Origin of the sequence: Chitinophaga sp. Ak27 (genome assembly GCF_012726295.1) — a bacterium.
GTDB lineage: Bacteria > Bacteroidota > Bacteroidia > Chitinophagales > Chitinophagaceae > Chitinophaga.
This window is the reverse complement of record NZ_JABAOB010000004.1, coordinates 585,256-607,373: the sequence shown is the minus strand read 5'-3', so window position 1 is coordinate 607,373 and position 22,118 is coordinate 585,256. Positions and strand designations below refer to the sequence as shown.

Below are 22,118 nucleotides of genomic sequence, written 5' to 3'. Positions count from 1 at the left end.
CGAGTACTTTTACTTTAGTCGTATTTAAAGTAGTGTCAGTAATAGTGATCCAGGTTTGTTTACCACCCACAATGGTCCATGCGCCGTATGCTCCGTACTCCGTAGGCTTGTTAGCCGCCATGGTGAAAATGGAGTCGTTACAATGATTCTGATTGCTATCAGCATTTGCGATAGCCGGCTTGTCATAGTTGGTGAGCAGTACGGTGTCTGTTGTCGCTGCGCAGGTACCATTGGTGATGGTCCATACCAGGGCAGCCGTGTGGCCAGCGAGTACTTTTACTTTGGTAGTATTTAAAGAGGTGTCGGTGATAGTGATCCATGTTTGCTTGCCACCCACGATGGTCCATGCCCCATAAGCGCCATATTCCGTTGGTTTGTTAGCCGCCATGGTGAATATGGAGTCGTTACAATGTTTCTGATCCACATTTGCGTTAGCTATAGCAGGAACATCGTAGTTAGTGAGCAACACGGTGTCGGTGGTAGCAGCACAGGTACCATTGGTAATGGTCCATACCAGGGCAGCCGTATGACCAGCCAGTACTTTTACTTTGGTCGTGTTTAAGGTGGTATCAGTAATAGTGATCCAGCTCTGTTTACCGCCTACAATGGTCCATGCCCCATAAGCACCATATTCCGTAGGCTTGTTAGCGGCCATAGTGAAGATGGAGTCGTTACAATGTTTCTGATCGATATTGGCATTTGCAATCGCTGGCTTGTCGTAGTTGGTGAGCAGCACTGTATCGGTGGTGGCCGCGCAGGTACCGTTGGTAATGGTCCATACCAGGGTAGCGGTGTGACCAGCCAGTACTTTTACTTTGGTAGTATTTAAAGTAGTGTCAGTAATAGTGATCCAGGCTTGTTTACCACCTGCAATGGTCCATGCGCCATAAGCACCATATTCTGTTGGCTTGTTAGCGGCCATGGTGAAGATGGAGTCGTTACAGTGTTTCTGATCAATATTAGCCTTAGCCACAGCCGGAATATCGTAGTTGGTGAGCAGTACTGTATCGGTGGTAGCCGCGCAGGTACCGTTGGTAATGGTCCATACCAGGGCAGCCGTGTGACCAGCGAGTACTTTTACTTTGGTCGTGTTTAACGTAGTATCAGTAATAGTGATCCAGGTTTGTTTACCACCCACGATGGTCCATGCTCCATATGCTCCATACTCCGTCGGCTTGTTCGCCGCCATGGTGAAGATGGAATCGTTACAATGTTTCTGATTGCTGCCCGCGTTTGCGATCGCCGGTTTATCATAGTTGGTCAGCAGTACGGTATCGGTGGTTGCCGCGCAGGTACCATTAGTAATGGTCCATACCAGGGCAGCGGTGTGACCAGCGAGTACTTTTACTTTAGTCGTATTTAAAGTGGTATCAGTAATAGTGATCCAGGTTTGTTTACCACCCACAATGGTCCATGCGCCGTATGCTCCGTACTCCGTAGGCTTGTTAGCCGCCATGGTGAAGATGGAGTCGTTACAGTGTTTCTGGTCGATGTTGGCATTTGCGATCGCTGGTTTGTCATAGTTGGTAAGCAGTACGGTGTCTGTAGTCGCCGCGCAGGTACCGTTGGTAACAGTCCATACGAGGGCAGCTGTGTGGCCAGCGAGTACTTTTACTTTGGTCGTGTTTAACGTAGTATCAGTAATAGTGATCCAGCTTTGTTTACCGCCCACGATGGTCCATGCGCCGTATGCTCCGTACTCCGTAGGCTTATTAGCCGCCATGGTGAAGATGGAGTCGTTACAATGTTTCTGATCCACATTTGCGTTAGCTATAGCAGGAACATCGTAGTTAGTGAGCAGCACGGTGTCGGTAGTAGCGGTACAGGTACCATTGGTGATGGTCCATATCAGGGCAGCCGTATGACCAGCCAGTACTTTTACTTTGGTCGTGTTTAAAGTAGTGTCAGTAATAGTGATCCAGCTCTGTTTACCGCCTACAATGGTCCATGCCCCATAAGCGCCATATTCCGTAGGCTTGTTAGCGGCCATAGTGAAGATGGAGTCGTTACAATGTTTCTGATCGATATTGGCATTTGCAATCGCCGGCTTGTCGTAGTTGGTGAGCAGTACTGTATCAGTGGTAGCCGCGCAGGTACCGTTAGTAATGGTCCATACCAGGGTAGCGGTGTGGCCCGCCAGTACTTTTACTTTAGTGGTATTTAAAGTAGTGTCAGTAATAGTGATCCAGGCTTGTTTACCACCTGCAATGGTCCATGCGCCATAAGCACCATATTCTGTTGGCTTGTTAGCGGCCATGGTGAAGATGGAGTCGTTACAATGTTTCTGATCAATATTAGCATTTGCGATAGCCGGTACGTCATAATTTGTGAGCAGTACGGTATCGGTGGTGGCCGCGCAGGTACCGTTGGTAATCGTCCATACCAGGGTAGCAGTGTGGCCAGCGAGTACTTTTACTTTGGTCGTGTTTAACGTAGTATCAGTAATAGTGATCCAGGTTTGCTTACCACCCACAATGGTCCATGCGCCGTATGCTCCGTACTCCGTTGGCTTATTCGCCGCCATGGTGAAGATGGAATCGTTACAATGTTTCTGATTGCCACCCGCGTTTGCGATCGCCGGTTTATCATAGTTGGTCAGCAGTATGGTATCGGTAGTTGCCGCGCAGGTACCATTAGTGATGGTCCATACCAGGGCAGCTGTGTGGCCAGCGAGTACTTTTACTTTAGTCGTATTTAAAGTAGTGTCAGTAATAGTGATCCAGCTTTGTTTACCACCCACGATGGTCCATGCGCCGTATGCTCCGTACTCAGTAGGCTTGTTAGCGGCCATGGTGAAAATGGAGTCGTTACAATGATTCTGATTGCTACCAGCATTTGCGATCGCCGGCTTGTCGTAATTGGTGAGCAGTACGGTGTCTGTTGTCGCTGCGCAGGTACCATTGGTGATGGTCCATACCAGGGTAGCTGTGTGGCCAGCGAGTACTTTTACTTTGGTAGTATTTAAAGAGGTGTCGGTGATAGTGATCCAGGTTTGTTTGCCACCCACGATGGTCCATGCCCCATAAGCGCCATATTCCGTTGGTTTGTTAGCCGCCATGGTGAATATGGAGTCGTTACAATGTTTCTGATCCACATTTGCGTTAGCTATAGCAGGAACATCGTAGTTAGTGAGCAGCACGGTGTCGGTAGTAGCGGCACAGGTGCCATTGGTAATGGTCCATACCAGGGCAGCCGTATGACCAGCTAGTACTTTTACTTTGGTCGTGTTTAAGGTGGTATCAGTAATAGTGATCCAGCTCTGTTTACCGCCTACAATGGTCCATGCCCCATAAGCACCATATTCCGTAGGCTTGTTAGCGGCCATAGTGAAGATGGAGTCGTTACAATGTTTCTGATCGATATTGGCATTTGCAATCGCCGGCTTATCGTAGTTGGTGAGCAGCACTGTATCGGTGGTGGCCGCGCAGGTACCGTTGGTAATAGTCCATACCAGGGTAGCGGTGTGACCAGCCAGTACTTTTACTTTGGTAGTATTTAAAGTAGTGTCAGTAATAGTGATCCAGGCTTGTTTGCCACCTGCAATGGTCCATGCGCCATAAGCACCATATTCTGTTGGCTTGTTAGCGGCCATGGTGAAGATGGAGTCGTTACAATGTTTCTGATCAATATTAGCATTTGCGATAGCCGGTACGTCATAATTTGTGAGCAGTACGGTATCGGTGGTGGCCGCGCAGGTACCGTTGGTAATCGTCCATACCAGGGTAGCAGTGTGACCTGCCAGTACTTTTACTTTGGTAGTATTTAAAGTAGTGTCAGTTATAGTGATCCAGGTTTGCTTACCACCCGCGATGGTCCATGCGCCGTATGCTCCGTACTCCGTTGGCTTATTCGCCGCCATGGTGAAGATGGAATCGTTACAATGTTTCTGATTGCCACCCGCATTGGCGATAGCCGGAATGTCGTAGTTGGTCAGCAACACGGTGTCGGTAGTAGCAGGACAGGTACCGTTGGTAATCGTCCATACCAGGGTAGCGGTATGACCCGCCAGCACTTTTACCTGGGTGTTGTTTAAAGATGTATCAGTAATGTTGATCCAACTTTGTTTACCACCCACGATGGTCCATGCACCGTATGCTCCGTACTCCGTTGGCTTATTCGCCGCCATAGTGAAGATAGAGTCATTACAATGCTTTTGGTCAACGTTGGCGTTTGCAGGAGCCGGCTTTTTGAAGTTGGTGATAAACATGCTGCCACTTGTAGCCACACAAGGGCCATTGGAAATTGTCCAGATCAAGGTAGCGGTATCGCCTATATTTACTTTTACAGTGGCATTAGGTTGTGTAGGATTAGTGATAATTGCATTAGGATTCAGGGTTGTCCATAAACCATTAACACCGGCAACGCCCGTTGCGTTACCATTCAACTGGAAGTCAGTTGTGCGTTCACAGGCACTTTGGTTAGTGCTGGCGTTTGCCCTGTTAGGCTCCACATATACTTTCACCTGGACGGAAGCGCAGGTTGTGCTGCCACAAGGGCCGGTGCTTGGCGCCATCACGTAAAAAGTGGTGGTAGTAGTAACATTATTAAAGGTAACGCTGGAACTGTCGGCATTGGAAATGTCGGGATAAACACGTACGCTACCGGGGCTACCAGGGCAGGCGCCAGTATACCATTTCCAGGTAGCCGGAGTGCCGGTTGAATCAACTCCCAGCGAACCGCCAACCACGGTTAATCTAACGTCCCCCTTCACGCAAAATGAAACTACAGAGGCGTTAATGCTAGTTGGATTGGTAGATGGCTTTTCTACAGATAAGGAGAAAGGCACCGTTACTGTACAACCGTGGAGTGTATCTTCTTTGCCGGTGAATATAAAATCGTAGCTGCCGGCGGGAGTATTGGCGGGCAGGGCGACATTAAATGAACCGGAAGCAGTGGTGCCAGACCAGGTACCGGTCACCTTTGTAAAGTTCGGCATTGGCCTGGTGGGCGCTGCCACTATTTCATAAGTTTTGATAGTACCGGTTAATCCTGAATAGGCAACAGCAAAGGAGCTGACAGTATTACATACTGCTGCCGCATTTAAGCTGACAACAGGAGAGTTCTTTACGGTCAGATTAACATTTGTTGAAACGGGATTAGGACATACGCCATTAGAAATAGTCCACACCAATTGTACCGTTTGCGGACGGGTACCTGTCAGTATGGTAGCTATGGCATTATAGGCTGTGCTATCACTGATTTTTACCATAGCGGAAGTAGTGCCTGTTCCTAATGTCCATTTGCCTGTTTCTCCAGGACCAGGTCTGCTGGCCCCAAGTTGAAATGCTGTGTTGCCGCATTGCACCTGGTCTGCACCAGCTACACTTGGTGTAAGTGGCTTGGTGTTGATCAGCGTCACCCAGCTGGTATCCGTACAAGCAGCCAGTGATTTATTGGTAATCACCCAAATGACTGTAACGGTATCTGCAATTGGTATGCCTTTCACCGTTGTATTGTTCGAAGTGGGGTTGGTGAAGGTGATACCACCGGTATTATTCTGGGTATCGCGATAAACCAGCCACTTGCCTTGCTGATCAGTAGGGAGAGCAGTGCGGGTGACAGCGAAATCCGGTATGTTACATTGTTTATAGGTAATCGCAGTATCTGCTTTCGGAAGCGATCTCACATTTACCTTAAAGGTATCAACCGCAGTACAAGTTTTATTGGTCAGTAGTACGGAATAGTTTTGTGTACCTACGGTAGCAGGAGTATGGGTAATACTCGCATCATTTGGATTACCAATGGTGGTGGTATTGTATTTCCAGCTCCAGGCCAGGCTATCTGGCGGTGCTCCGCTGTTGGTAACATTTAGTTTTATCTGTTGGCCTAGACAAATATCCGTCGGGCCACCACTAATTTTTGTGACCGGTTGAGCGTCCACGATTACCTGGGCGGAACCGGTGTCTCTACACTGTCGTTGCTCCATTTTCACCGCATCCCATCCATAATCGGCGATACCGATGGCAGAATAGGTGGTGGTAACAGTGGGATATACGACCATCACCGGGCCGGTAACGACGGGGGTTACCTGCCATTCATATTCACTGTATCCTCCGTTGGCGGTCATTGTCACACTATCTCCTATACATATTCTTCCTGAGGATACGGTTACTTTAGGTTTAGGTAATATCGTAATCTTGGTGTATTCAGAAGGCGCCGCACAGTTACCGAGGTTGCCTTTTTCCAGGATATTTACCCGGTAATATTTTGTTACGATCTGGTTTGGATCTCCTTTTAAAGCGCCGGGTGCAAACACTACAGATGATGTCATGGTACCTGTAATACCGCTACCATCGCGGAGGGTATCCCAGGCAAGACCGTCGTTACTCCAGAACCATTGATATTGTGGATTTTTAAAGTAGTCTTTAGTGGCATCGTAGGTACCGTCTGGCTGCCAGCCATTCGGGCTATAAGAGGCTTTCATGGTAACCGGGGCTCCATCGCACAGGGAATCTGCTCTTAATCCCAGTTTACCATCTATATAAGAATAAATATAAGGGCTACAATAGGCAAAGGAAATGTCATCGACAGCGATGTCATTTCCGCAACCTCCGGGCCGGTCATTCACAATTTCAAGGCGGACCGATGTAACACCTCCCGGCGTTTTAAAACCGCCTCCATACATTTGCCACTGCGGACCTGACAGGTTCATCGACACATCGAAGGTTTTGAAGCGGGCCAGGGTATCCCAAGTAGAGGAAGGAGCACCTCCCTTTGTATTGATGATCAAAAAGCTAACACCTGCGTAGTGGTATCCATCCCAGTTACCGCTGATACAACTCGAATTGAACACTTTGATACCATTGACGTTGAGAAACCAGGCGCTAAAATTATAAAGGGAGCCGGGACAGACCGGTACATTGTCCCTGGTGAAGAATGACCTGGCATCATAAGAGGAGTTGGCAATCAGCATACCACCTACAGAGTCGACGGTACTACCGGTATGGTCGGTCATACTTACCCATTCGCTTCTTACCTGGGTATTCCAGAAAACAGTGTAACTGTTATCGTCCATGGTGTAAGGACTTACTAGCGGAAGCGGGTTATAGATATAGCCCGTTACATAAGAGCTGGATTTACTGGTGGTTGCCCCATTGGGGAAGTTTCCAAAGTTTTCTTTGAAGTCACCCAGCCCGGTGTTCTTACCCTGACAGGGGAGGATAGAACAATCTTTCGAATATATTTTTTTAGTGACAGTTGATTTGACGCCTCTATACCAGAGGTCAACTGAAATGGTATATTGTCCGATATCATTAAACTTGATGGTAAGTGCGTTCCGTTTATAGGTGGGATCAGGTTTTTGCCGGACCAGTTTATTGATAGGATCGGAAGAGTACAATATAGTAATAGAAGATCCTCCCGGTGTAATGGTCCAGGTAGCCGAATCTGGTGTATTGGACGATTTCCAATAGAAAGCGTTCATACTCGCGAAGCTCTTCCAGCAGGTAGTATCCGGAAGGTTCATGAAGGGTGTTCCTGTAGCGGGTTCGGTTTGTGCTTCTACCTCTTTGCCCAGGAATATCAGCCCGGTCAGCAAGTACAAGAAGGTTAATAGTCGTTTCATAGGTGCAAACAGTTAAGTAAAAAAAGTATCAGAATTGTACAGGATAAGCTGTTCAATTCCTATTGATGCTCAACTCTTTACATAAATAAAAATAACCGGCGGAAATTTCCTGGCTCACTTGGATAGATGGGTAAAATGGTTTCATAGGCGTCAGGTATTTATACATGGTATGGTTAAAATATGTAATTAAAATAAAATTAAAACTAATGATAATATAGGTAAATAAAAAAAGTGTGATTAATTATAATATGAATAGAGACCAGATAACTTGACAAAGGTGGAAAGCTGAAAATTGATAGTCAATCGCTTAAGAGATGGTAAAAAAATATTAGAAAAGTTATCCACATTCGGGAGAGGGCGTTAATTATTTATATGAGACTGTGCTTTATTGAATTATTTTCATACCTTTGCAGACCAAATTTGATGTAAGATGCCCAAAGTAAAGACACATTCCCGTGCCAAGAAAACGTTCAAGGTTGGTGGGAACGGACAGATTAAGCGGTTCATGGCCTTCAAAAGCCACTTACTGACTAAAAAATCTACGAAAAGAAAACGTAGCTTAAGAGGTAGTACGCTGGTTCACGAAGCAAATCTTAACCTGGTTAAGAGAATGCTCGGAATGCGCTAGTATCTGTCAAAAGAATCGAATTTTATAACCTGAGAAAAAACAAAGCAAATGCCTCGTTCAGTTAATGCCGTAGCTTCAAGAGCCCGGAGAAAAAGGATCTTAAAGCAAGCCAAAGGCTTCTACGGTAAAAGAAAGAATGTTTACACCGTAGCGAAAAACGTCCTGGAAAAAGGACTCACCTACAGCTATGTTGGTCGTAAATTAAAGAAAAGAAACTACCGTCAGCTGTGGATCGCCCGTATCAACGCTGCTGTTAGAGCAGAAGGGTTGACCTATTCTGTGTTTATGAACAAATTAGCCGGTAAAAATATCGACCTGAATAGAAAAGTTCTGGCTGATCTGGCTATGAATGAACCAGAAACATTTAAAGCACTGGTAGCTTCTGTAAAGTAAGACTTACCTAATAGTAAATACCCGATAGCTGGCATCCCACAGGATGTCAGCTATTTTGTTTTTAGGGAAAATACCCACCACGGCCGAACCACTTCCGCTCATGGCAGCATATAAGGCCCCAGCCGCATATAATTGTTCCTTTATCTCCGCCAAAACAGGATAGGCGCTGAATACCGGCGCTTCAAAATCATTGGTAATTATTTCCCTCCACATAGCCACCGGTGATTGTATTTTCTCCCTCAGCGCATAAGCCGGCGCCTGGGGCGTAAGCTGTTTAAACGCCCAGCCGGTATTAACATGAATGCCGGGATGTACCAACACAAAGGAGTACCCTGAAAGATCGAGGTCAATAAGATCCATGATTTCACCACGTCCTGTAGCATAACAAGGCCGGTTGTAAATAAAGAAGGGACAATCACTACCCAATTGGGCGGCATAGTCAGCCAATATTGCATCGGAAAGCCCCAATTGAAACTTCTGGTTGAGCAATCGCAGCATGAACGCGGCATCTGCCGAACCTCCTCCCAATCCTGCGCCAATAGGAATATGTTTATGCAGGTGGATATTTACTGGTTGCACCTGCGGGAAATCGCGCTGCAGTAAGTGAAAAGCCCTGAGACAAAGATTATCAGCCGCCTCCCCGGGAACAGGGATACCGCTGCTGGCAAACTGTAATGATGGATGGGCAATGATTTCCAGGGCATCGTTTACGGGCAGGGGGTAGAAAACGGTTTCCAGGTCATGAAAACCGTCGGGGCGCTTGTGAGTAATATGCAGGCCCAGGTTTATCTTACAATTGGGAAATACAATCATCTATTATCTGTTGCACGGCAAATCTACAGCTACATGCCAGATGGGGCTGTCAACTGCACGATTATACTGAAGGAAATTATTTGCTTTTGCGACTATTTAATTCATCGCGGATGGCGATAGCCCGAATGTAGTCTTCCTGTTCCAACACTTCCTGTAAGAGGGTGTTTAATTCATCCACATTCATAGATTTGAGGTCGTCTTCCACACCTTTTTCATGTTCTGAAATAGTAGGGGTTACCGGCTTGCTGCTTTTTTTACCGGCAGGATCGTCCAGCAATATACCTGCGCTGTTGAGAATATTCTCAAACGTATAGATAGGGCATCCAAAACGAACCGCGAGCGCCAATGCATCTGAAGTGCGGGAATCTATCTCAATAGTTTCGTCGTTATTGGAACAGATAAGTTTGGAGTAAAAAATGCCTTCCTGCAAATTACTGATGACCACCTCCTGCAACTCCACATTAAAGGCGTTCATGAAGTTTTTCATCAGGTCGTGTGTTAAAGGCCGGCTGGGTTGCATTTTCTCCAAAGCCACCGCAATAGCCTGCGCTTCAAAGCCCCCAATCACAATCGGTAAACGGCGTAACCCATTTACTTCTCCCAATACCACGGCATATGAATGAGTCTGCGTAATGCTGTGCGATAAAGCAACTATTTCCAGTTCTATTTTTCTCATATCTGTCTTGCGTTGTCGCTGAATAGTTTGTAAGTCTGTGAAGTTAGAAAAATATTCCCTATCTAAAAAAAATCTATCTGATAAATGCCTAATATCAGTCCTGATAAAGCGAAGAATTATGGATTACTGATCAGGATGATTTTAACATTTGCATCAGTCACCCATAATTCTTCCATTGTAAAGCCTATTACGACTGTTTCAGCTTCTGAACGGCTGCCGTCAGTTTAGGTACCACCTCAAAAGCATCGCCTACAATGCCGTAGTCGGCTGCCTTGAAGAAAGGTGCTTCCGGATCTTTGTTGATCACCACAATAACCTTGCTACCATTTACGCCTGCCAGGTGCTGTATAGCGCCGGAAATACCGATGGCAACATATAAATTGGGCCTTACGGTCAGGCCGGTTTGACCTACGTGCTCGTGATGAGGGCGCCATCCGGCATCGGCCACGGGGCGTGAGCTTGCGGTGGCTGCTCCCAGTGCTTTGGCCAGGTCTTCCAGTATGCCCCAGTTTTCAGGACCTTTCATACCACGTCCGCCGCTCACTACGATTTCAGCCTCTGTTAAAGGTACGTCGCCGCTCACCGTTTCAGTTTTTACCACTTTCACTTTGAAGTCGCTATCCTGGATGGCTGGAGAGAAAGGTTCTACGGTAGCAGTTCCTGTGCCGGGAGTAAGCGCGAAAGTATTGGGTATAATAGCAATGATTTTCTTATCGGATGTGATATTGACATGGGCGAACGCCTTACCGGAAAACACATTTTTCTTTACCACAAAACCATTGCTGGTATCGGGGTAGGAGATAGCGCCGGCAACGAGTCCCGCTTTAAGCCGGGCTGCCACCCGGGGGGCAACGGCTTTTCCGTCAAAATTATGTGGGAAGATGATCACCTGGCTGCCTTCTTTTTCTGCCGCTTCTGAAATCACTTTAGTATATACGATGCTTTCAACTTCATGCAGGCGTGCATCGGCAGCGTGCAATACTTTCTGTGCGCCGTAATTACCGAGTGCAGACAGTTCCGCAGCATCTACCGGACCTAGTACCAGCGCAGTGGCGGTGGTACCCAGTTGCGCGGCTACTTTGGCGCCATATTGTACAGCTTCCAGTGCCGCTTTTTTAATCTTACCCTGTGCCTGATCGGCAAATATTAATATAGACATGAATAATTTAATTAGTAGTTACGAGATAGAGAACCTTTAGATCACTTTAGCTTCTTCGTGGAGTAATTTCACCAGTTCGTCCACGTTGTCGGGGCTGATCAGTTTTACACCTGCTTTTGCCGGAGGCAGCTCAAAGCTAACTACGGAAGTGAGGGTGTCTGCAGCTACAGGATCTACTACTGTCAAGGGTTTGGTTCTGGCAGCCATGATGCCGCGCATATTGGGAATACGGGCTTCGGCCATTCCTTTCTGGCAGGAAACTACCACTGGCAGGGATACTTCACAGGTTTCTTCGCCTCCTTCAATCTCCCTGTTTACTGTTGCCACGGTGCCATTCAGGTCAAATTTAGCCGCAATGGACACATAGGGAAGGTCCAGCAATTCCGCTACCATCCCGCCTATACCTGAACCATTATAATCGATGGTTTCTTTACCTGTAAAAATAATGTCGTATTGCTTTTCCCGGGCATGTGCCGCAATCTGGGAAGCGATATAAAAACTATCAGCGCTGTCTGCATTGATACGGAATGCTTCATCCCCCCCCAATGCCAGGGCTTTGCGGATAATAGGATCGCAATCAGCACCGCCTACCGTTACCAGGTGAACATCGGCACCAATGGTTTCTTTCAGCTCCAGCGCCCTCACCAACGCGTACCACTCATCGTATGGATTAATAATAAACTGTACACCAGCCTCATTGAATTTCGTGTTATTGTCCGTGAAAGCTATTTTTGCAGTCGTGTCCGGAGTTTTGCTGATACATACTAAAATCTTCATGGCCTTAAACTGTTTTGTTTAAAAATGCGGTAGTAGCAAATATATTTAAATAATATAAGCCAACCGCAGGCCGGAAAATGATTTTAATCAGTATTATCATTGACATATTGTAGAATTAAATAATAATAAACAGATGGACAGGATTCCACAAATAAAGCAACTGTTGCTGGCCACACCCAACGATAGCTTTTTAAAACATGCATTGGCATTGGAATATATTAAGATAGGTGATGAGGTAGCCGCCCGGCAACAATTTGAAGAGCTATTGGCGTATGAACCCGGTTATGTTGGCTCTTACTACCACCTGGGTAAGTTGCTCGAGCGGGCGGGCGACAATGCCGGCGCCATCAGCGTATATGAAAAGGGCATGAGCATGGCCAAAGCAGCCAATGAAAGACATGCCTATAATGAATTACAATCCGCCTACGAAGAGCTGATATACTGATATTTTAACTCCAATTAACCACGGATGCCTCAACATTTATTGACTCATTTTTCCGATTATATATCCCGGCAGCGGTTATTTGATCCTGCCCAGAAAATACTGCTGGCCGTTAGCGGGGGCGTAGACTCTATCGTAATGGCCTCTTTATTTAAACAGGCCGGATATGCTGCAGGTATTGCCCATTGCAACTTTCAGCTCCGAGCTGCCGAATCAGAACAGGATGAAGCTTTTGTGAAACAGGTAGCCGCCAGGCTGGGGCTGCCCTTTCACTCCATCCGGTTTGATACCCATGCTTACGTGGAAGAACATCATGTAACCATACAGGTAGCCGCGAGGGAACTGCGCTATGAATGGCTGGAACAAATACGCGCTGCGGAAGGCTATGCATATATCGCTACCGCACACCATATGCAGGACAGCGTAGAAACAGCCCTGATGAATTTTACGAAAGGTACCGGCATAGCTGGTTTACACGGTATTTTACCTAAACAGGAAAAGATTATCCGGCCTTTGTTGTTTACTGAGAAAGATACCCTGGTGGCATATGCCACCTTGCATAATATTACTTTCCGGGAAGACAGTTCCAATATAACAGATAAGTATACACGTAATTATTACCGGCACCAGGTCATTCCCAAACTGCAAGAGGCATTTCCTGGAGCTGTGCGGAATATGGCGGCTACCATAGAGCGGATGAAGGAAGCGGAGTGTCTTTACCAAGAAGCAGTAGCACGTCATCGCAAGCGGTTGTTATTTCAGGAAGGTGATACCTGGAAGGTGCCGGTAGGTAAATTGCAACAGAGTATCCCCCTGCAAACCATTGCCTGGGAACTGTTTCGTCCGTTTGGTTGTTCTTCGGCGCAGGTGCAGCAGGTGCTGTCGTTACTCGACAGCGAATCGGGCCGGTACGTGGAAACGGCTACTCACCGGGTCATCCGCAACCGGCAGTGGTTGCTGATAACGCCCTTGGGCATGGAAGCGGCTCCACTAGTAGTTATTGAAGCCAATACGGCACACGTGCGTTTTGGCGGAGGCCAGCTACGTATCCGGCAACAGGAGAGGGGCGTTGCCCCGATACCCACGGCTGCTGCAATAGCCTGGCTGGATGCCGCACAGGTAGTGTATCCGATGATCCTGCGGAAGTGGAAACAAGGGGATTATTTTTATCCACTGGGTATGCCCCGCAAGAAAAAAATAAGCCGGTTTCTGATCGATCAGAAGTTGTCGCTGCCACAAAAAGAAAATGTTTGGGTACTGGAATCCAATAAGCGGATTGTGTGGATTGTAGGGATGAGGATAGATGACCGGGTGAAGATAAGTTCTAAAACAAAAGCAATACTGAGTATTGAATGGATGCCTTGAAAATAAGTGCAGCAGCGGCTTTACGGGCGCTGCTGCACTTAGCGGTTATTGTACAAATTGAGAGCGGTGCATGATCATATACAAAAAGTTAGTGCCCAGTTCCGGATGGAAGATCAACGGAAATATCAACCCAAATAAGGCGCCCCATAAATGTGCGTCGTGGTTAATATTACCTCCACCTTTTCTTCCCATATAAGCGGAAATCCCAAGGAATAAAACACCATACACCACTGCTGGCAATTTAAGCGCAAAAAACAGGTAAATAGACGCCCAGGGATTCACGAGGATGGCCGTAAATACAATGGCGGAAATAGCGCCGGAGGCTCCCAGGGAAGAGTAGTAAGAGTTGTCGCGATGTTTAATGTAAGAAGGAATATTGGCTACAATAATCCCCAGCAGGTAATAACCAACATACACCAGTTTGTTATGGAATAGCTGTGCAAAAACACGCTCAATAAATCCACCGAAGAAATATAAGGTCAGCATATTGAAGAGTAGATGCTGGAAGTCGGCATGTACAAACCCGGAAGTGATAAAGCGGTAGTACTGGTTGTAACGCTTTACCAGGTAGGGTTGCAGGCTCAGCTTATCTAACTGGTCATAGTTCTGCAGGGCCGTATAGGAGATAAGGCAGGTAATGATGATGATAACTAAACTGATTGAAAGCGTCATACAATGAGATGATTTTATCTATAAATGTAACTATTGATGATGATACTTTTCCCGGTTTAACACCGTATAGGCACGATATAATTGTTCGGTGAAAATAAGCCGTACGAGTTGATGAGGGAAGGTTAAGGGCGACAACGACATTTTCAGCTGGGCTCTCTGCAGCAAGGTTTCGTCAATACCGAAAGCGCCTCCTATCAGAATGATGAGTTGCCGTGTACCTGCATTGGTGCGCTGTTGCAGGAAGTCGGCGAATTGTACGGTTGTCAGCATCTTTCCCTTTTCGTCCAGTGCCAGCAGGAAATCGGTAGGCTGCAAGAGGTCCATGATTAATTTAGCCTCCTGTTTTTTCAGCTCGGGTATCGATAAGCTGGCGGCCTGTTTTACGGTAGGGATCAGCTTCACATCGAAATCCACGTAATGCTGTAGCCGTTTTTGAAAAACCGCCATCCCGTCCCTGATGTAGGGATCATGCTCCTTTCCTATGCTCCAGAGTTGAATTTTCACTTCGTATGATAATTAAGTAACGGCGTAAAAGTAAGTGTAAATCAGAAGATTGCAGTATTTTTTTTAATAACTGTTTGGTGTTTTCGAAAAATCCGCTACCTTTGCCATCCTATCACAATTAATGGCTCCGTAGCTCAATTGAATAGAGCATTTGACTACGGATCAAAAGGTTTCAGGTTTGAATCCTGACGGGGTCACTAAGAGAAACGCCTCCCAATTTGGGGGGCGTTTCTCTTTTTTTATATTAGTATGGAAAGTATGACGGCCGGCCATGAGGTTGGCTTTTGATTTTTTACCCCGAGAGTTATCAGATCACTGTAATATGTTGTCACATTTACGTATATACATTACCGGTAGAGCTTCCGCGACCCCGGTCAATAAAGTATCACCAGAGTGAAAAAAATATTTTAAATTAAAGGAGATAAAAATAACGCGTGTCTGAATAATAAATAAAATCATCATGGCCATTGCTGTAAAACAAAGATTGTTATCATTGGATTTCTTCCGCGGCCTTACGGTGGCGGCCATGATACTGGTGAATAACCCGGGGGACTGGAACTATGTATATGCACCGCTAGAGCATTCCAAATGGAATGGCTGCACGCCCACCGATCTCATTTTTCCTTTTTTTCTTTTTATCGTAGGAGTGTCTATCGCCTATGCCCTTGGCAGCCGGAAAGATGACCCGGCGCAGCATGGACAAATGATCCGGCAGGCATTGCGCCGGGGCGCTACCATCGTGGTGCTCGGATGGTTGTTGCACCTGGTGCCCAGGTTTAATTTTTCGCACTGGCGTTTTCCGGGTGTACTGCCCCGTATAGGCGTAGTGTTTAGTATCTGTGCGATATTATTTATCAAAACAAGCCGGCGTACACAGCTATGGACGGGAATCGCGTTATTATTGGGCTATTGGATACTGATGACGCTCGTGCCGGTGCCAGGTATAGGAGCACCCAACCTGGAACCAGAAACCAACCTGGGTGCCTGGTTAGATCGGCTGGTGTTTACCCCTGCACACCTGTGGGCGGGGAGCAAAACCTGGGATCCGGAAGGGCTGCTAAGCACCTTGCCAGCTATTGGCACGGGTATCTTCGGGATGTTGGTGGGAAGCTGGCTACGGCGTAAAGACCAGGAAGATGCCGTAAAGGTATCCTGGCTCTTTGTATATGGTTTTATTACTGTGATACTGGCACTGATCTGGGATCCTTTTTTTCCTATTAACAAGTCACTCTGGACCAGTTCTTTTGTATTATATACCGGCGGATTGGCCACTATGGCGCTGTCGGCCAGCTATTGGCTGATCGATGTGCAGCACCATCAACGCTACCTGGCGCCATTCGTAGCTTTTGGCCGCAATGCGATTACTGCTTTCGTATTGTCGGGACTTATTCCAAAAATACTGGGATATATCCCCGCAGGTAATACTAATGTAAGAGAATGGTTTTACCAGGCAGTGTTTGCCAATAACATGATGCCGTATCATGCATCCCTGGGAGCGGCCATCCTGCTGGTATTGGTAATATGGGTGCCCATAGGCATCATGTACCGTAAGAATATTATTATTAAGGTATAAATTGTGCGCGCAAATCGTATAGGCATTAACGATAGATTTTATTTTTTTTGGGTAAATAGAAAACAAATTCTACATTTGCAATCCCAAAACAGGGAATGGCTTCATAGCTCAACTGAATAGAGCATTTGACTACGAATCAAAAGGTTTCTGGTTTGAATCCAGATGAGGTCACAAAAGGGAAAGCTGCAGGTTTGCAGCTTTCCCTTTTTTTCTGATGCCGTTATCTCTTTATCCGGTCACCTCCATACATTGCCCGTATAGCCCTTACCGATAGTGTCATAAAAAAAGATGATATTTTTTTTGATAAATAAAAAACAAATTCTACATTTGCAATCCCAAAACGGGAATGGCTTCATAGCTCAACTGAATAGAGCATTTGACTACGAATCAAAAGGTTTCTGGTTTGAATCCAGATGAGGTCACAAAAAATGAAAATGCTGCAACACCGGTTGCAGCATTTTCTATCAAAATAAAATATCTGAAGAAAAGCTGTCAGGTATAAATTATTGAAAAATAATTTGTTAGAAATAAAATAATGGCGTATCTTCGCTATCCCAACGGGAACGGCTCCGTAGCTCAACTGAATAGAGCATTTGACTACGAATCAAAAGGTTTCTGGTTTGAATCCAGACGGAGTCACCAATAAAAAGGACGAACACGAGTTAAATCGGTTCGTCCTTTTTTATGCGCCTTCTCCTCAATGTTCTAGTTGCCGTTGATTGATTATGATACTTTAATAAAGTGTTAATTAATTATATTTTTTTAGTGGCTAATCCAGCTTTCCCTATATCCGGAAAAACATTATGAGCCTGTTTTTGTTAGATGAATATCCAAACAACAAACCTTGCAGGCATGATAAGGATCAAAAAAGAGGGAGTCATCTTAAGACAAACGGCCCTGGCTTTCGAAAACGAAGGCGTGTTAAACCCCGCCACCATCAAAGACGGACACCAAATCCTGTTTTATTACCGGGCAGTCCGGCGAGGCAACCATTCTTCCATTGGCTTTTGTGCCCTTAGTGACCCGCTTACAGTAGCTGAAAGGCTCACATCGCCCATTCTTTTTCCCGAGCATAGCTTTGAAGCCAAAGGCATGGAGGATCCGCGGGTGGTAAAAATTGATGACTTGTACTATCTTACCTACACCGCTTTCGATGGCGTTAATGCCTGCGGCGCATTGGCTACCTCCAAAGATGGCCGGCAGTTTAAAAAGGAAGGGCTGATAGTTGCGCAAATGGAGCTGAAAACGTTTATGGAACTAGCTTCCACCCATGCGCCGCTCAATGAAAAGTATAATTTATTCAACAGCAACAGTGCCCGCTTGTGGGATAAGGATGTTATCTTTTTTCCCCGGAGAATAAAGGGTAAACTGCATTTCCTGCATCGCATTAAACCTGATATTCAGTTGGTGGCTGTAAACGAGATTTCTGAATTAACCCCCGGATTCTGGAAAAATTATTTCCTGCATTTCCATGAACACTTATTGTTAACGCCCAAATATGCTCATGAAAGCAGCTACGTTGGAGGAGGTTGTCCCCCGGTAGAAACGCCGGAAGGATGGCTGTTGATTTACCACGGGGTACGGCAAACCTCAAATGGCTTTATTTACGTGGGATGCGCTGCACTCCTGGACCTCGATAATCCGCAGATAGTGCGGGCGCGACTACCGCACCCCATACTGGTTCCTGAGCGGGTATGGGAAACCAGGGGAGATGTGGATAATGTTTGTTTTCCTACAGGCACCGTACTGATCAACGATACCCTTTATATTTACTATGGGGCCGGCGATGACGTGATTGCCGTAGGAGCGGTAAGTCTGCAGGAAATATTGCAGGTACTGCTGGCTCATAAAACCGCATAGCAAACAACCACCGTTTCTATTACCCGCTTTGTTTCATCGGGATCCCGCACTTTGATACAATCTACGCCCGCTTCCCTGGCCGGGTAATCATTGCCGCCGGGGAAAATGGCATCGCCCACAAATAACATTTCTGTTAATCCGATGATCAGAATATCCCTTAATTTATGGATGCCATAAGCTTTGTCTATGCCAGGTTTGGTAATGTCTACAGAAGTAGTGCCTCCCAGGTTAATGGAAAATTCAGGGATCATTTTTTCCAGTAACGTTTTCATCTGTTGTCTTTTGGAGAAATCAGGATCCCACTTTTTCTTTTCTTCCAAAGGCGCTTTCTGCCCCAGGGCAGAAAAGGTAATCTGGCTGCCCCTGTCTTCTATTGTATCGCCCCAATGTTGTGCCGGTTGGTAGCCAAGAGTCGCCACTACGGCCTGTAAAGCCCCGATGATCTTTGCTTTTTCGTCGGCGCTGAAGTCCTCCGAATAACGCTTATTCCATCCCCTGTTATATTCATAAAATTGGGTACCGCAGGTAGGCAGAATGGATAGCCTTTGGAGCCTTTCATCGTCTGGCAAATGTGCCAGCACCTGCTTTTGGAATTGTGGCCAGGCGCCGCCCGATATAATGGCAACCCTGGCCACCTGCAGCAGTGAATAAAGCAATGTGCTCATTTCAGGATCAATAGCCGCCTTACTTTCGGCCAATGTACCATCCAGGTCAAATACAATCAGTTTCTTCATGAAGGGTGATTATTTTTTCAAAAGTGCCAGCGCGCGCTCGCAAATGTTTTCGACTGTGAAGCCAAACTCGCGCAACAACACCGGGCCAGGTGCGGAAGCCCCAAAACGGTTTATCGCCATCTGGATGCCCGCCGTTCCGGTATATCGTTCCCAGCCCTGTGAAATGCCGGCTTCAATTGATACTCGGGCGGTAACAGCAGGAGGAAGCACCTGGTCGCGATATGCAGGCGTTTGCGCTTCAAATAATTCCCAGCTGGGCATGGATACTACACGTACGCTTATGCCGGAAGCCTGGAGCTTTTCCCCGGCAGCTAATGCCAGCCCCACTTCAGCACCGGTAGCTATTAAAATCAAGTCAGGTTTGCCATCAGGTGCATCGAGGAGTACGTAAGCGCCAAAGCGAAGCCCGTTGGCAGCCGCATATTTACTCCGATCTATTGTGGGTACGGCCTGCCGCGACAGAATGAGTGCTACCGGTCGTTGGGGCAGTTGTATAGCCATTTGCCAGGCATTCAACGTTTCATTGGCGTCAGCAGGTCTGATCACCACCAGGTCGGGAATGGCGCGCAGGGCGGCCAGCAGCTCCACCGGCTGGTGGGTGGGACCATCTTCCCCCATGGCAATACTATCGTGTGTAAATACATACACTACTTTCAACTCCGACAAGGCAGCCAGGCGGATGGATGGCCGCATATAGTCAGAAAAGGTAAGGAAGGTAGCGCAGTAAGGGAGAATACCTCCATGTGCGGCCATGCCGTTGGAGATAGCCCCCATGGCGTGTTCCCGCACGCCGTATTGTACGTTCCTGCCGGCAAAGCTCCATTCACCGCCGGCAGCGCCCTGTAGATCCCCGTCCTTCATCAGGGGACTTTCAAAATTGCCGGCATCTTTTAATTCGGTATTAGTAGAGGTATTCAGATCGGCAGAACCGCCAATAAATCCGGGCAGGTGATGGAAAAATGCCTGCATCACTTTCCCCGAAGCTGCCCTGGTAGCCAATCCTTTCGGGTCGGCTGCAAATGGCTGGATATCCTTATCCCAGTCTTTCGGCAGTACATCGTGTATCAGTTCCCGTAATTCATGCGCCAGTTCCGGGTATTGCTCTGCGTAAATGGCCATCTGTTCTTCCCACTTAGCCGCCCATCGCTTACCATCGTCAACGGCTACACGAAAATGACTGAGCGCTTCGGGAGGCACAAGGAAGTCAGGCGACACCGGCCATCCCAGGTTTTCTTTGGTGCGCTTTACTTCGTCTTCGCCCAGTGGGCTACCATGCGCAGCGCAGGTATCCTGTTTATTGGGAGAGCCATAGCCGATATGGGTGCGCACCAGGATAATGGATGGCCGCTCGGTTTCGGCCTGTGCGGCCCGGATAGCCTGGTCAATCGCTTCCAGGTCGTTACCGTCTGCCACTTGCTGTACATGCCAGCCATAAGACGCAAAACGCTGCGCGTGATTTTCTGTAAAAGTCACCGGTGTGGCAGAAGCCAGGGTAATACGGTTATCGTCGTATAGATAAATCAACTTGCCTAATCTCAGGTGGCCCGCCAATGACGCCGCTTCAGAGGCAACGCCCTCCATCAGGTCTCCATCGCTCACCAGGGCGTAGGTATAGTGGTCCACCACTGGATTACCCGGTTTGTTGTACCGCGCGCCCAGGTAAGCTTCTGCCATGGCAATACCTACTCCGTTGGCAAAGCCCTGCCCCAATGGACCGGTGGTCACTTCTACACCAGGCGTGAGACCCCGCTCGGGATGCCCGGGCGTTTTACTGCCCCATTGCCTGAACTGCTTCAGCTCCTCCATCGGTAGATCATAACCGGTAAGGTGGAGCAGGCTATATAACAATGCCGAACCATGGCCGGCGGATAATACAAACCGGTCGCGGTTAAACCACAATGGATCGGTAGGACTATGCCGCAGAAAGCGGGTCCACAGCACATATGCCATGGGAGCAGCGCCAAGGGGCAGCCCCGGATGGCCGCTATCGGCTTTCTGTACGGCGTCTACCGACAAGAAGCGGATGGTATTAATACAAAGTGTATCGAGGGCGGCGGCGCTTTGAATGAGAGAAGTGTCGGTGGTACCCATAGAACATTTTTTTAGAGATGAAGAAATCTCACATAGGTCAACAAATTTCGTACTCATAAAGTTGGCGGCAGCCCCTATTCAAACAGGGTTAATTCATCGCGGGTAAGGGCGTGAAAAAGATTTTGCAGTTGGTGAACATGTACCAGTGGACGCCCATAGGGAACCAGGCCTCCCGGGGCATCGGCCATGGGTTGGAAGATGCCGTTTTCATACCGGATATGCATACTATCCAGCCGGTTGTATTTCAGCGAATATACATTTACATCTTCGCCATACTCCGGATCTCCTTTGATAAAACCAAAGCGGGTAAGCAGGTAAAGATCCAGTATCAAAGGATTTACCTTTTCAACCGGTAGTTTGCTGCGGGGCAACTGGGAATTATACACAAAGCCGTCCAGAATTCCTTCCGCAATAAAGGCTTCTTCCTCCATATTGTAGTCAAACCAGGCCACATAGTTACCTATCCGGATATCAGATGCCAGTATCATATAAACAAAATGATGAATAAAGTGACGAGGGCCGGTAACGCCTGGGAAAAGAAAATCTTTTTGTCGGCAGTAAGCGCGCCGTAAATGCCGGCTACACTAACGCAACTCAAAAAGAAAATGGCTATCCTGCCCCACCACACTGGGTCGGCGATGAAAAAAGTCCATGCCAGCCCCGCTGCTAGGAATCCGTTATACAGGCCCTGGTTGGCCGCCAGCGATTTGGTGGCAGGGAAAAGTTCTTTTGGAAAGCGTTTGAATATTTTAGGCCCGCGGGTTGTCCATGCAAACATCTCAAACCACAGGATAAACAGATGTTCCAGCATTACAAAGGCAATGAGGATTTTAGCCAGGATCAGCATAAAAAGTTGATTATTGAGTA

The 22,118-nt window shown here is 47.2% G+C and carries 17 protein-coding genes and 4 tRNA genes; 10 read left to right on the top strand and 11 right to left on the bottom strand.

From position 1 onward, the window contains the following. The coding region (locus tag HGH90_RS17340; RefSeq protein ID WP_169191621.1) for a hypothetical protein at positions 1 to 7,564 on the bottom strand (7,564 nt) is incomplete at its 3' end. A 430-nt stretch (positions 7,565 to 7,994) separates the two neighbouring features. Between HGH90_RS17340 and rpmI the strand changes: the two genes are divergently transcribed. Further along, the gene (gene rpmI / locus HGH90_RS17335) at positions 7,995 to 8,192 is read left to right on the top strand and encodes a 50S ribosomal protein L35 (protein ID WP_079471802.1); all 198 of its coding nucleotides are present in this window, start codon (positions 7,995 to 7,997) and stop codon (positions 8,190 to 8,192) included. A 48-nt stretch (positions 8,193 to 8,240) separates the two neighbouring features. Continuing rightward, positions 8,241 to 8,585 carry a 50S ribosomal protein L20 gene (rplT, locus tag HGH90_RS17330; protein ID WP_078673350.1) on the top strand — a complete coding sequence of 115 codons (345 nt, stop codon included), beginning with the start codon at positions 8,241 to 8,243 and terminating at the stop codon, positions 8,583 to 8,585. Between the two features lie 3 nt (positions 8,586 to 8,588). Here rplT and ispE read toward each other — a convergent pair whose 3' ends face one another. The 4 genes from ispE to HGH90_RS17310 form a co-directional block, all read right to left on the bottom strand. After that, entirely contained in the window at positions 8,589 to 9,398 is an 810-nt protein-coding gene (ispE, locus tag HGH90_RS17325; RefSeq protein WP_168763244.1) for a 4-(cytidine 5'-diphospho)-2-C-methyl-D-erythritol kinase, read from the bottom strand. A 76-nt stretch (positions 9,399 to 9,474) separates the two neighbouring features. Next, complete coding sequence (locus tag HGH90_RS17320; RefSeq protein WP_145666142.1) at positions 9,475 to 10,074, bottom strand: bifunctional nuclease family protein; 600 nt, start codon at positions 10,072 to 10,074, stop codon at positions 9,475 to 9,477. A gap of 187 nt (positions 10,075 to 10,261) precedes the next feature. Beyond that, on the bottom strand, positions 10,262 to 11,233 hold the full coding sequence (locus HGH90_RS17315; RefSeq protein ID WP_168763243.1) for an electron transfer flavoprotein subunit alpha/FixB family protein: 972 nt from the start codon (positions 11,231 to 11,233) through the stop codon (positions 10,262 to 10,264). A gap of 36 nt (positions 11,234 to 11,269) precedes the next feature. Then, entirely contained in the window at positions 11,270 to 12,010 is a 741-nt protein-coding gene (locus HGH90_RS17310) for an electron transfer flavoprotein subunit beta/FixA family protein (RefSeq protein ID WP_168763242.1), read from the bottom strand. Positions 12,011 to 12,143: 133 nt separating this feature from the next. Between HGH90_RS17310 and HGH90_RS17305 the strand changes: the two genes are divergently transcribed. Both HGH90_RS17305 and tilS read left to right on the top strand, forming a co-directional pair. After that, positions 12,144 to 12,455, top strand: a complete 312-nt coding sequence (locus HGH90_RS17305; RefSeq protein ID WP_168763241.1) for a tetratricopeptide repeat protein — start codon at positions 12,144 to 12,146, stop codon at positions 12,453 to 12,455. Between the two features lie 24 nt (positions 12,456 to 12,479). Next, complete coding sequence (tilS, locus tag HGH90_RS17300) at positions 12,480 to 13,817, top strand: tRNA lysidine(34) synthetase TilS (protein WP_168763240.1); 1,338 nt, start codon at positions 12,480 to 12,482, stop codon at positions 13,815 to 13,817. A gap of 45 nt (positions 13,818 to 13,862) precedes the next feature. Here the strand turns inward: tilS and HGH90_RS17295 are convergent, their stop codons facing one another. Continuing rightward, complete coding sequence (locus HGH90_RS17295) at positions 13,863 to 14,489, bottom strand: rhomboid family intramembrane serine protease (RefSeq protein ID WP_168763239.1); 627 nt, start codon at positions 14,487 to 14,489, stop codon at positions 13,863 to 13,865. Positions 14,490 to 14,519: 30 nt separating this feature from the next. Further along, positions 14,520 to 14,993 carry a 23S rRNA (pseudouridine(1915)-N(3))-methyltransferase RlmH gene (locus HGH90_RS17290; protein WP_168763238.1) on the bottom strand — a complete coding sequence of 158 codons (474 nt, stop codon included), beginning with the start codon at positions 14,991 to 14,993 and terminating at the stop codon, positions 14,520 to 14,522. Positions 14,994 to 15,116: 123 nt separating this feature from the next. On the opposite strand from HGH90_RS17290, the gene HGH90_RS17285 reads away from it, so the two are divergent. The 6 genes from HGH90_RS17285 (at position 15,117) to HGH90_RS17260 (ending at position 18,426) form a co-directional block, all read left to right on the top strand. Further along, positions 15,117 to 15,190: transfer RNA gene (locus tag HGH90_RS17285), tRNA-Arg, on the top strand. A gap of 263 nt (positions 15,191 to 15,453) precedes the next feature. Then, the gene (locus HGH90_RS17280) at positions 15,454 to 16,566 is read left to right on the top strand and encodes an acyltransferase family protein (RefSeq protein WP_168763237.1); all 1,113 of its coding nucleotides are present in this window, start codon (positions 15,454 to 15,456) and stop codon (positions 16,564 to 16,566) included. A 97-nt stretch (positions 16,567 to 16,663) separates the two neighbouring features. After that, positions 16,664 to 16,737, top strand: a tRNA-Arg gene (locus HGH90_RS17275). Between the two features lie 177 nt (positions 16,738 to 16,914). Continuing rightward, positions 16,915 to 16,988: transfer RNA gene (locus HGH90_RS17270), tRNA-Arg, on the top strand. A 143-nt stretch (positions 16,989 to 17,131) separates the two neighbouring features. Further along, a tRNA-Arg gene (locus tag HGH90_RS17265) sits at positions 17,132 to 17,208 on the top strand. A 210-nt stretch (positions 17,209 to 17,418) separates the two neighbouring features. After that, positions 17,419 to 18,426, top strand: a complete 1,008-nt coding sequence (locus tag HGH90_RS17260) for a pesticidal protein Cry7Aa (RefSeq protein WP_168763236.1) — start codon at positions 17,419 to 17,421, stop codon at positions 18,424 to 18,426. Here HGH90_RS17260 and HGH90_RS17255 read toward each other — a convergent pair. The 4 genes from HGH90_RS17255 to HGH90_RS17240 form a co-directional block, all read right to left on the bottom strand. Then, the gene (locus tag HGH90_RS17255) at positions 18,411 to 19,160 is read right to left on the bottom strand and encodes an HAD-IIB family hydrolase (protein WP_168763235.1); all 750 of its coding nucleotides are present in this window, start codon (positions 19,158 to 19,160) and stop codon (positions 18,411 to 18,413) included. The genes HGH90_RS17260 and HGH90_RS17255 overlap by 16 nt on opposite strands. Positions 19,161 to 19,169: 9 nt before the next feature. Continuing rightward, complete coding sequence (gene tkt / locus HGH90_RS17250) at positions 19,170 to 21,251, bottom strand: transketolase (RefSeq protein WP_168763234.1); 2,082 nt, start codon at positions 21,249 to 21,251, stop codon at positions 19,170 to 19,172. A 74-nt stretch (positions 21,252 to 21,325) separates the two neighbouring features. After that, positions 21,326 to 21,739, bottom strand: a complete 414-nt coding sequence (locus HGH90_RS17245; protein WP_168763233.1) for a hypothetical protein — start codon at positions 21,737 to 21,739, stop codon at positions 21,326 to 21,328. Further along, positions 21,736 to 22,098, bottom strand: a complete 363-nt coding sequence (locus HGH90_RS17240) for a DUF1304 domain-containing protein (protein ID WP_168763232.1) — start codon at positions 22,096 to 22,098, stop codon at positions 21,736 to 21,738. Before HGH90_RS17240 ends, HGH90_RS17245 begins: the two co-directional genes overlap by 4 nt. Positions 22,099 to 22,118: the final 20 nt, after the last annotated feature.

Bases quoted from the DNA above. Each gene is read 5' to 3' on its own strand.
- rpmI (WP_079471802.1), top strand. From the start codon at position 7,995: ATGCCCAAAGTAAAGACACATTCCCGTGCCAAGAAAACGTTCAAGGTT.
- rplT (WP_078673350.1), top strand. From the start codon at position 8,241: ATGCCTCGTTCAGTTAATGCCGTAGCTTCAAGAGCCCGGAGAAAAAGG.
- ispE (WP_168763244.1), bottom strand. From the start codon at position 9,398: ATGATTGTATTTCCCAATTGTAAGATAAACCTGGGCCTGCATATTACT.
- HGH90_RS17320 (WP_145666142.1), bottom strand. From the start codon at position 10,074: ATGAGAAAAATAGAACTGGAAATAGTTGCTTTATCGCACAGCATTACG.
- HGH90_RS17315 (WP_168763243.1), bottom strand. From the start codon at position 11,233: ATGTCTATATTAATATTTGCCGATCAGGCACAGGGTAAGATTAAAAAA.
- HGH90_RS17310 (WP_168763242.1), bottom strand. From the start codon at position 12,010: ATGAAGATTTTAGTATGTATCAGCAAAACTCCGGACACGACTGCAAAA.
- HGH90_RS17305 (WP_168763241.1), top strand. From the start codon at position 12,144: ATGGACAGGATTCCACAAATAAAGCAACTGTTGCTGGCCACACCCAAC.
- tilS (WP_168763240.1), top strand. From the start codon at position 12,480: ATGCCTCAACATTTATTGACTCATTTTTCCGATTATATATCCCGGCAG.
- HGH90_RS17295 (WP_168763239.1), bottom strand. From the start codon at position 14,489: ATGACGCTTTCAATCAGTTTAGTTATCATCATCATTACCTGCCTTATC.
- HGH90_RS17280 (WP_168763237.1), top strand. From the start codon at position 15,454: ATGGCCATTGCTGTAAAACAAAGATTGTTATCATTGGATTTCTTCCGC.
- HGH90_RS17260 (WP_168763236.1), top strand. From the start codon at position 17,419: ATGATAAGGATCAAAAAAGAGGGAGTCATCTTAAGACAAACGGCCCTG.
- HGH90_RS17255 (WP_168763235.1), bottom strand. From the start codon at position 19,160: ATGAAGAAACTGATTGTATTTGACCTGGATGGTACATTGGCCGAAAGT.
- tkt (WP_168763234.1), bottom strand. From the start codon at position 21,251: ATGGGTACCACCGACACTTCTCTCATTCAAAGCGCCGCCGCCCTCGAT.
- HGH90_RS17245 (WP_168763233.1), bottom strand. From the start codon at position 21,739: ATGATACTGGCATCTGATATCCGGATAGGTAACTATGTGGCCTGGTTT.
- HGH90_RS17240 (WP_168763232.1), bottom strand. From the start codon at position 22,098: ATGCTGATCCTGGCTAAAATCCTCATTGCCTTTGTAATGCTGGAACAT.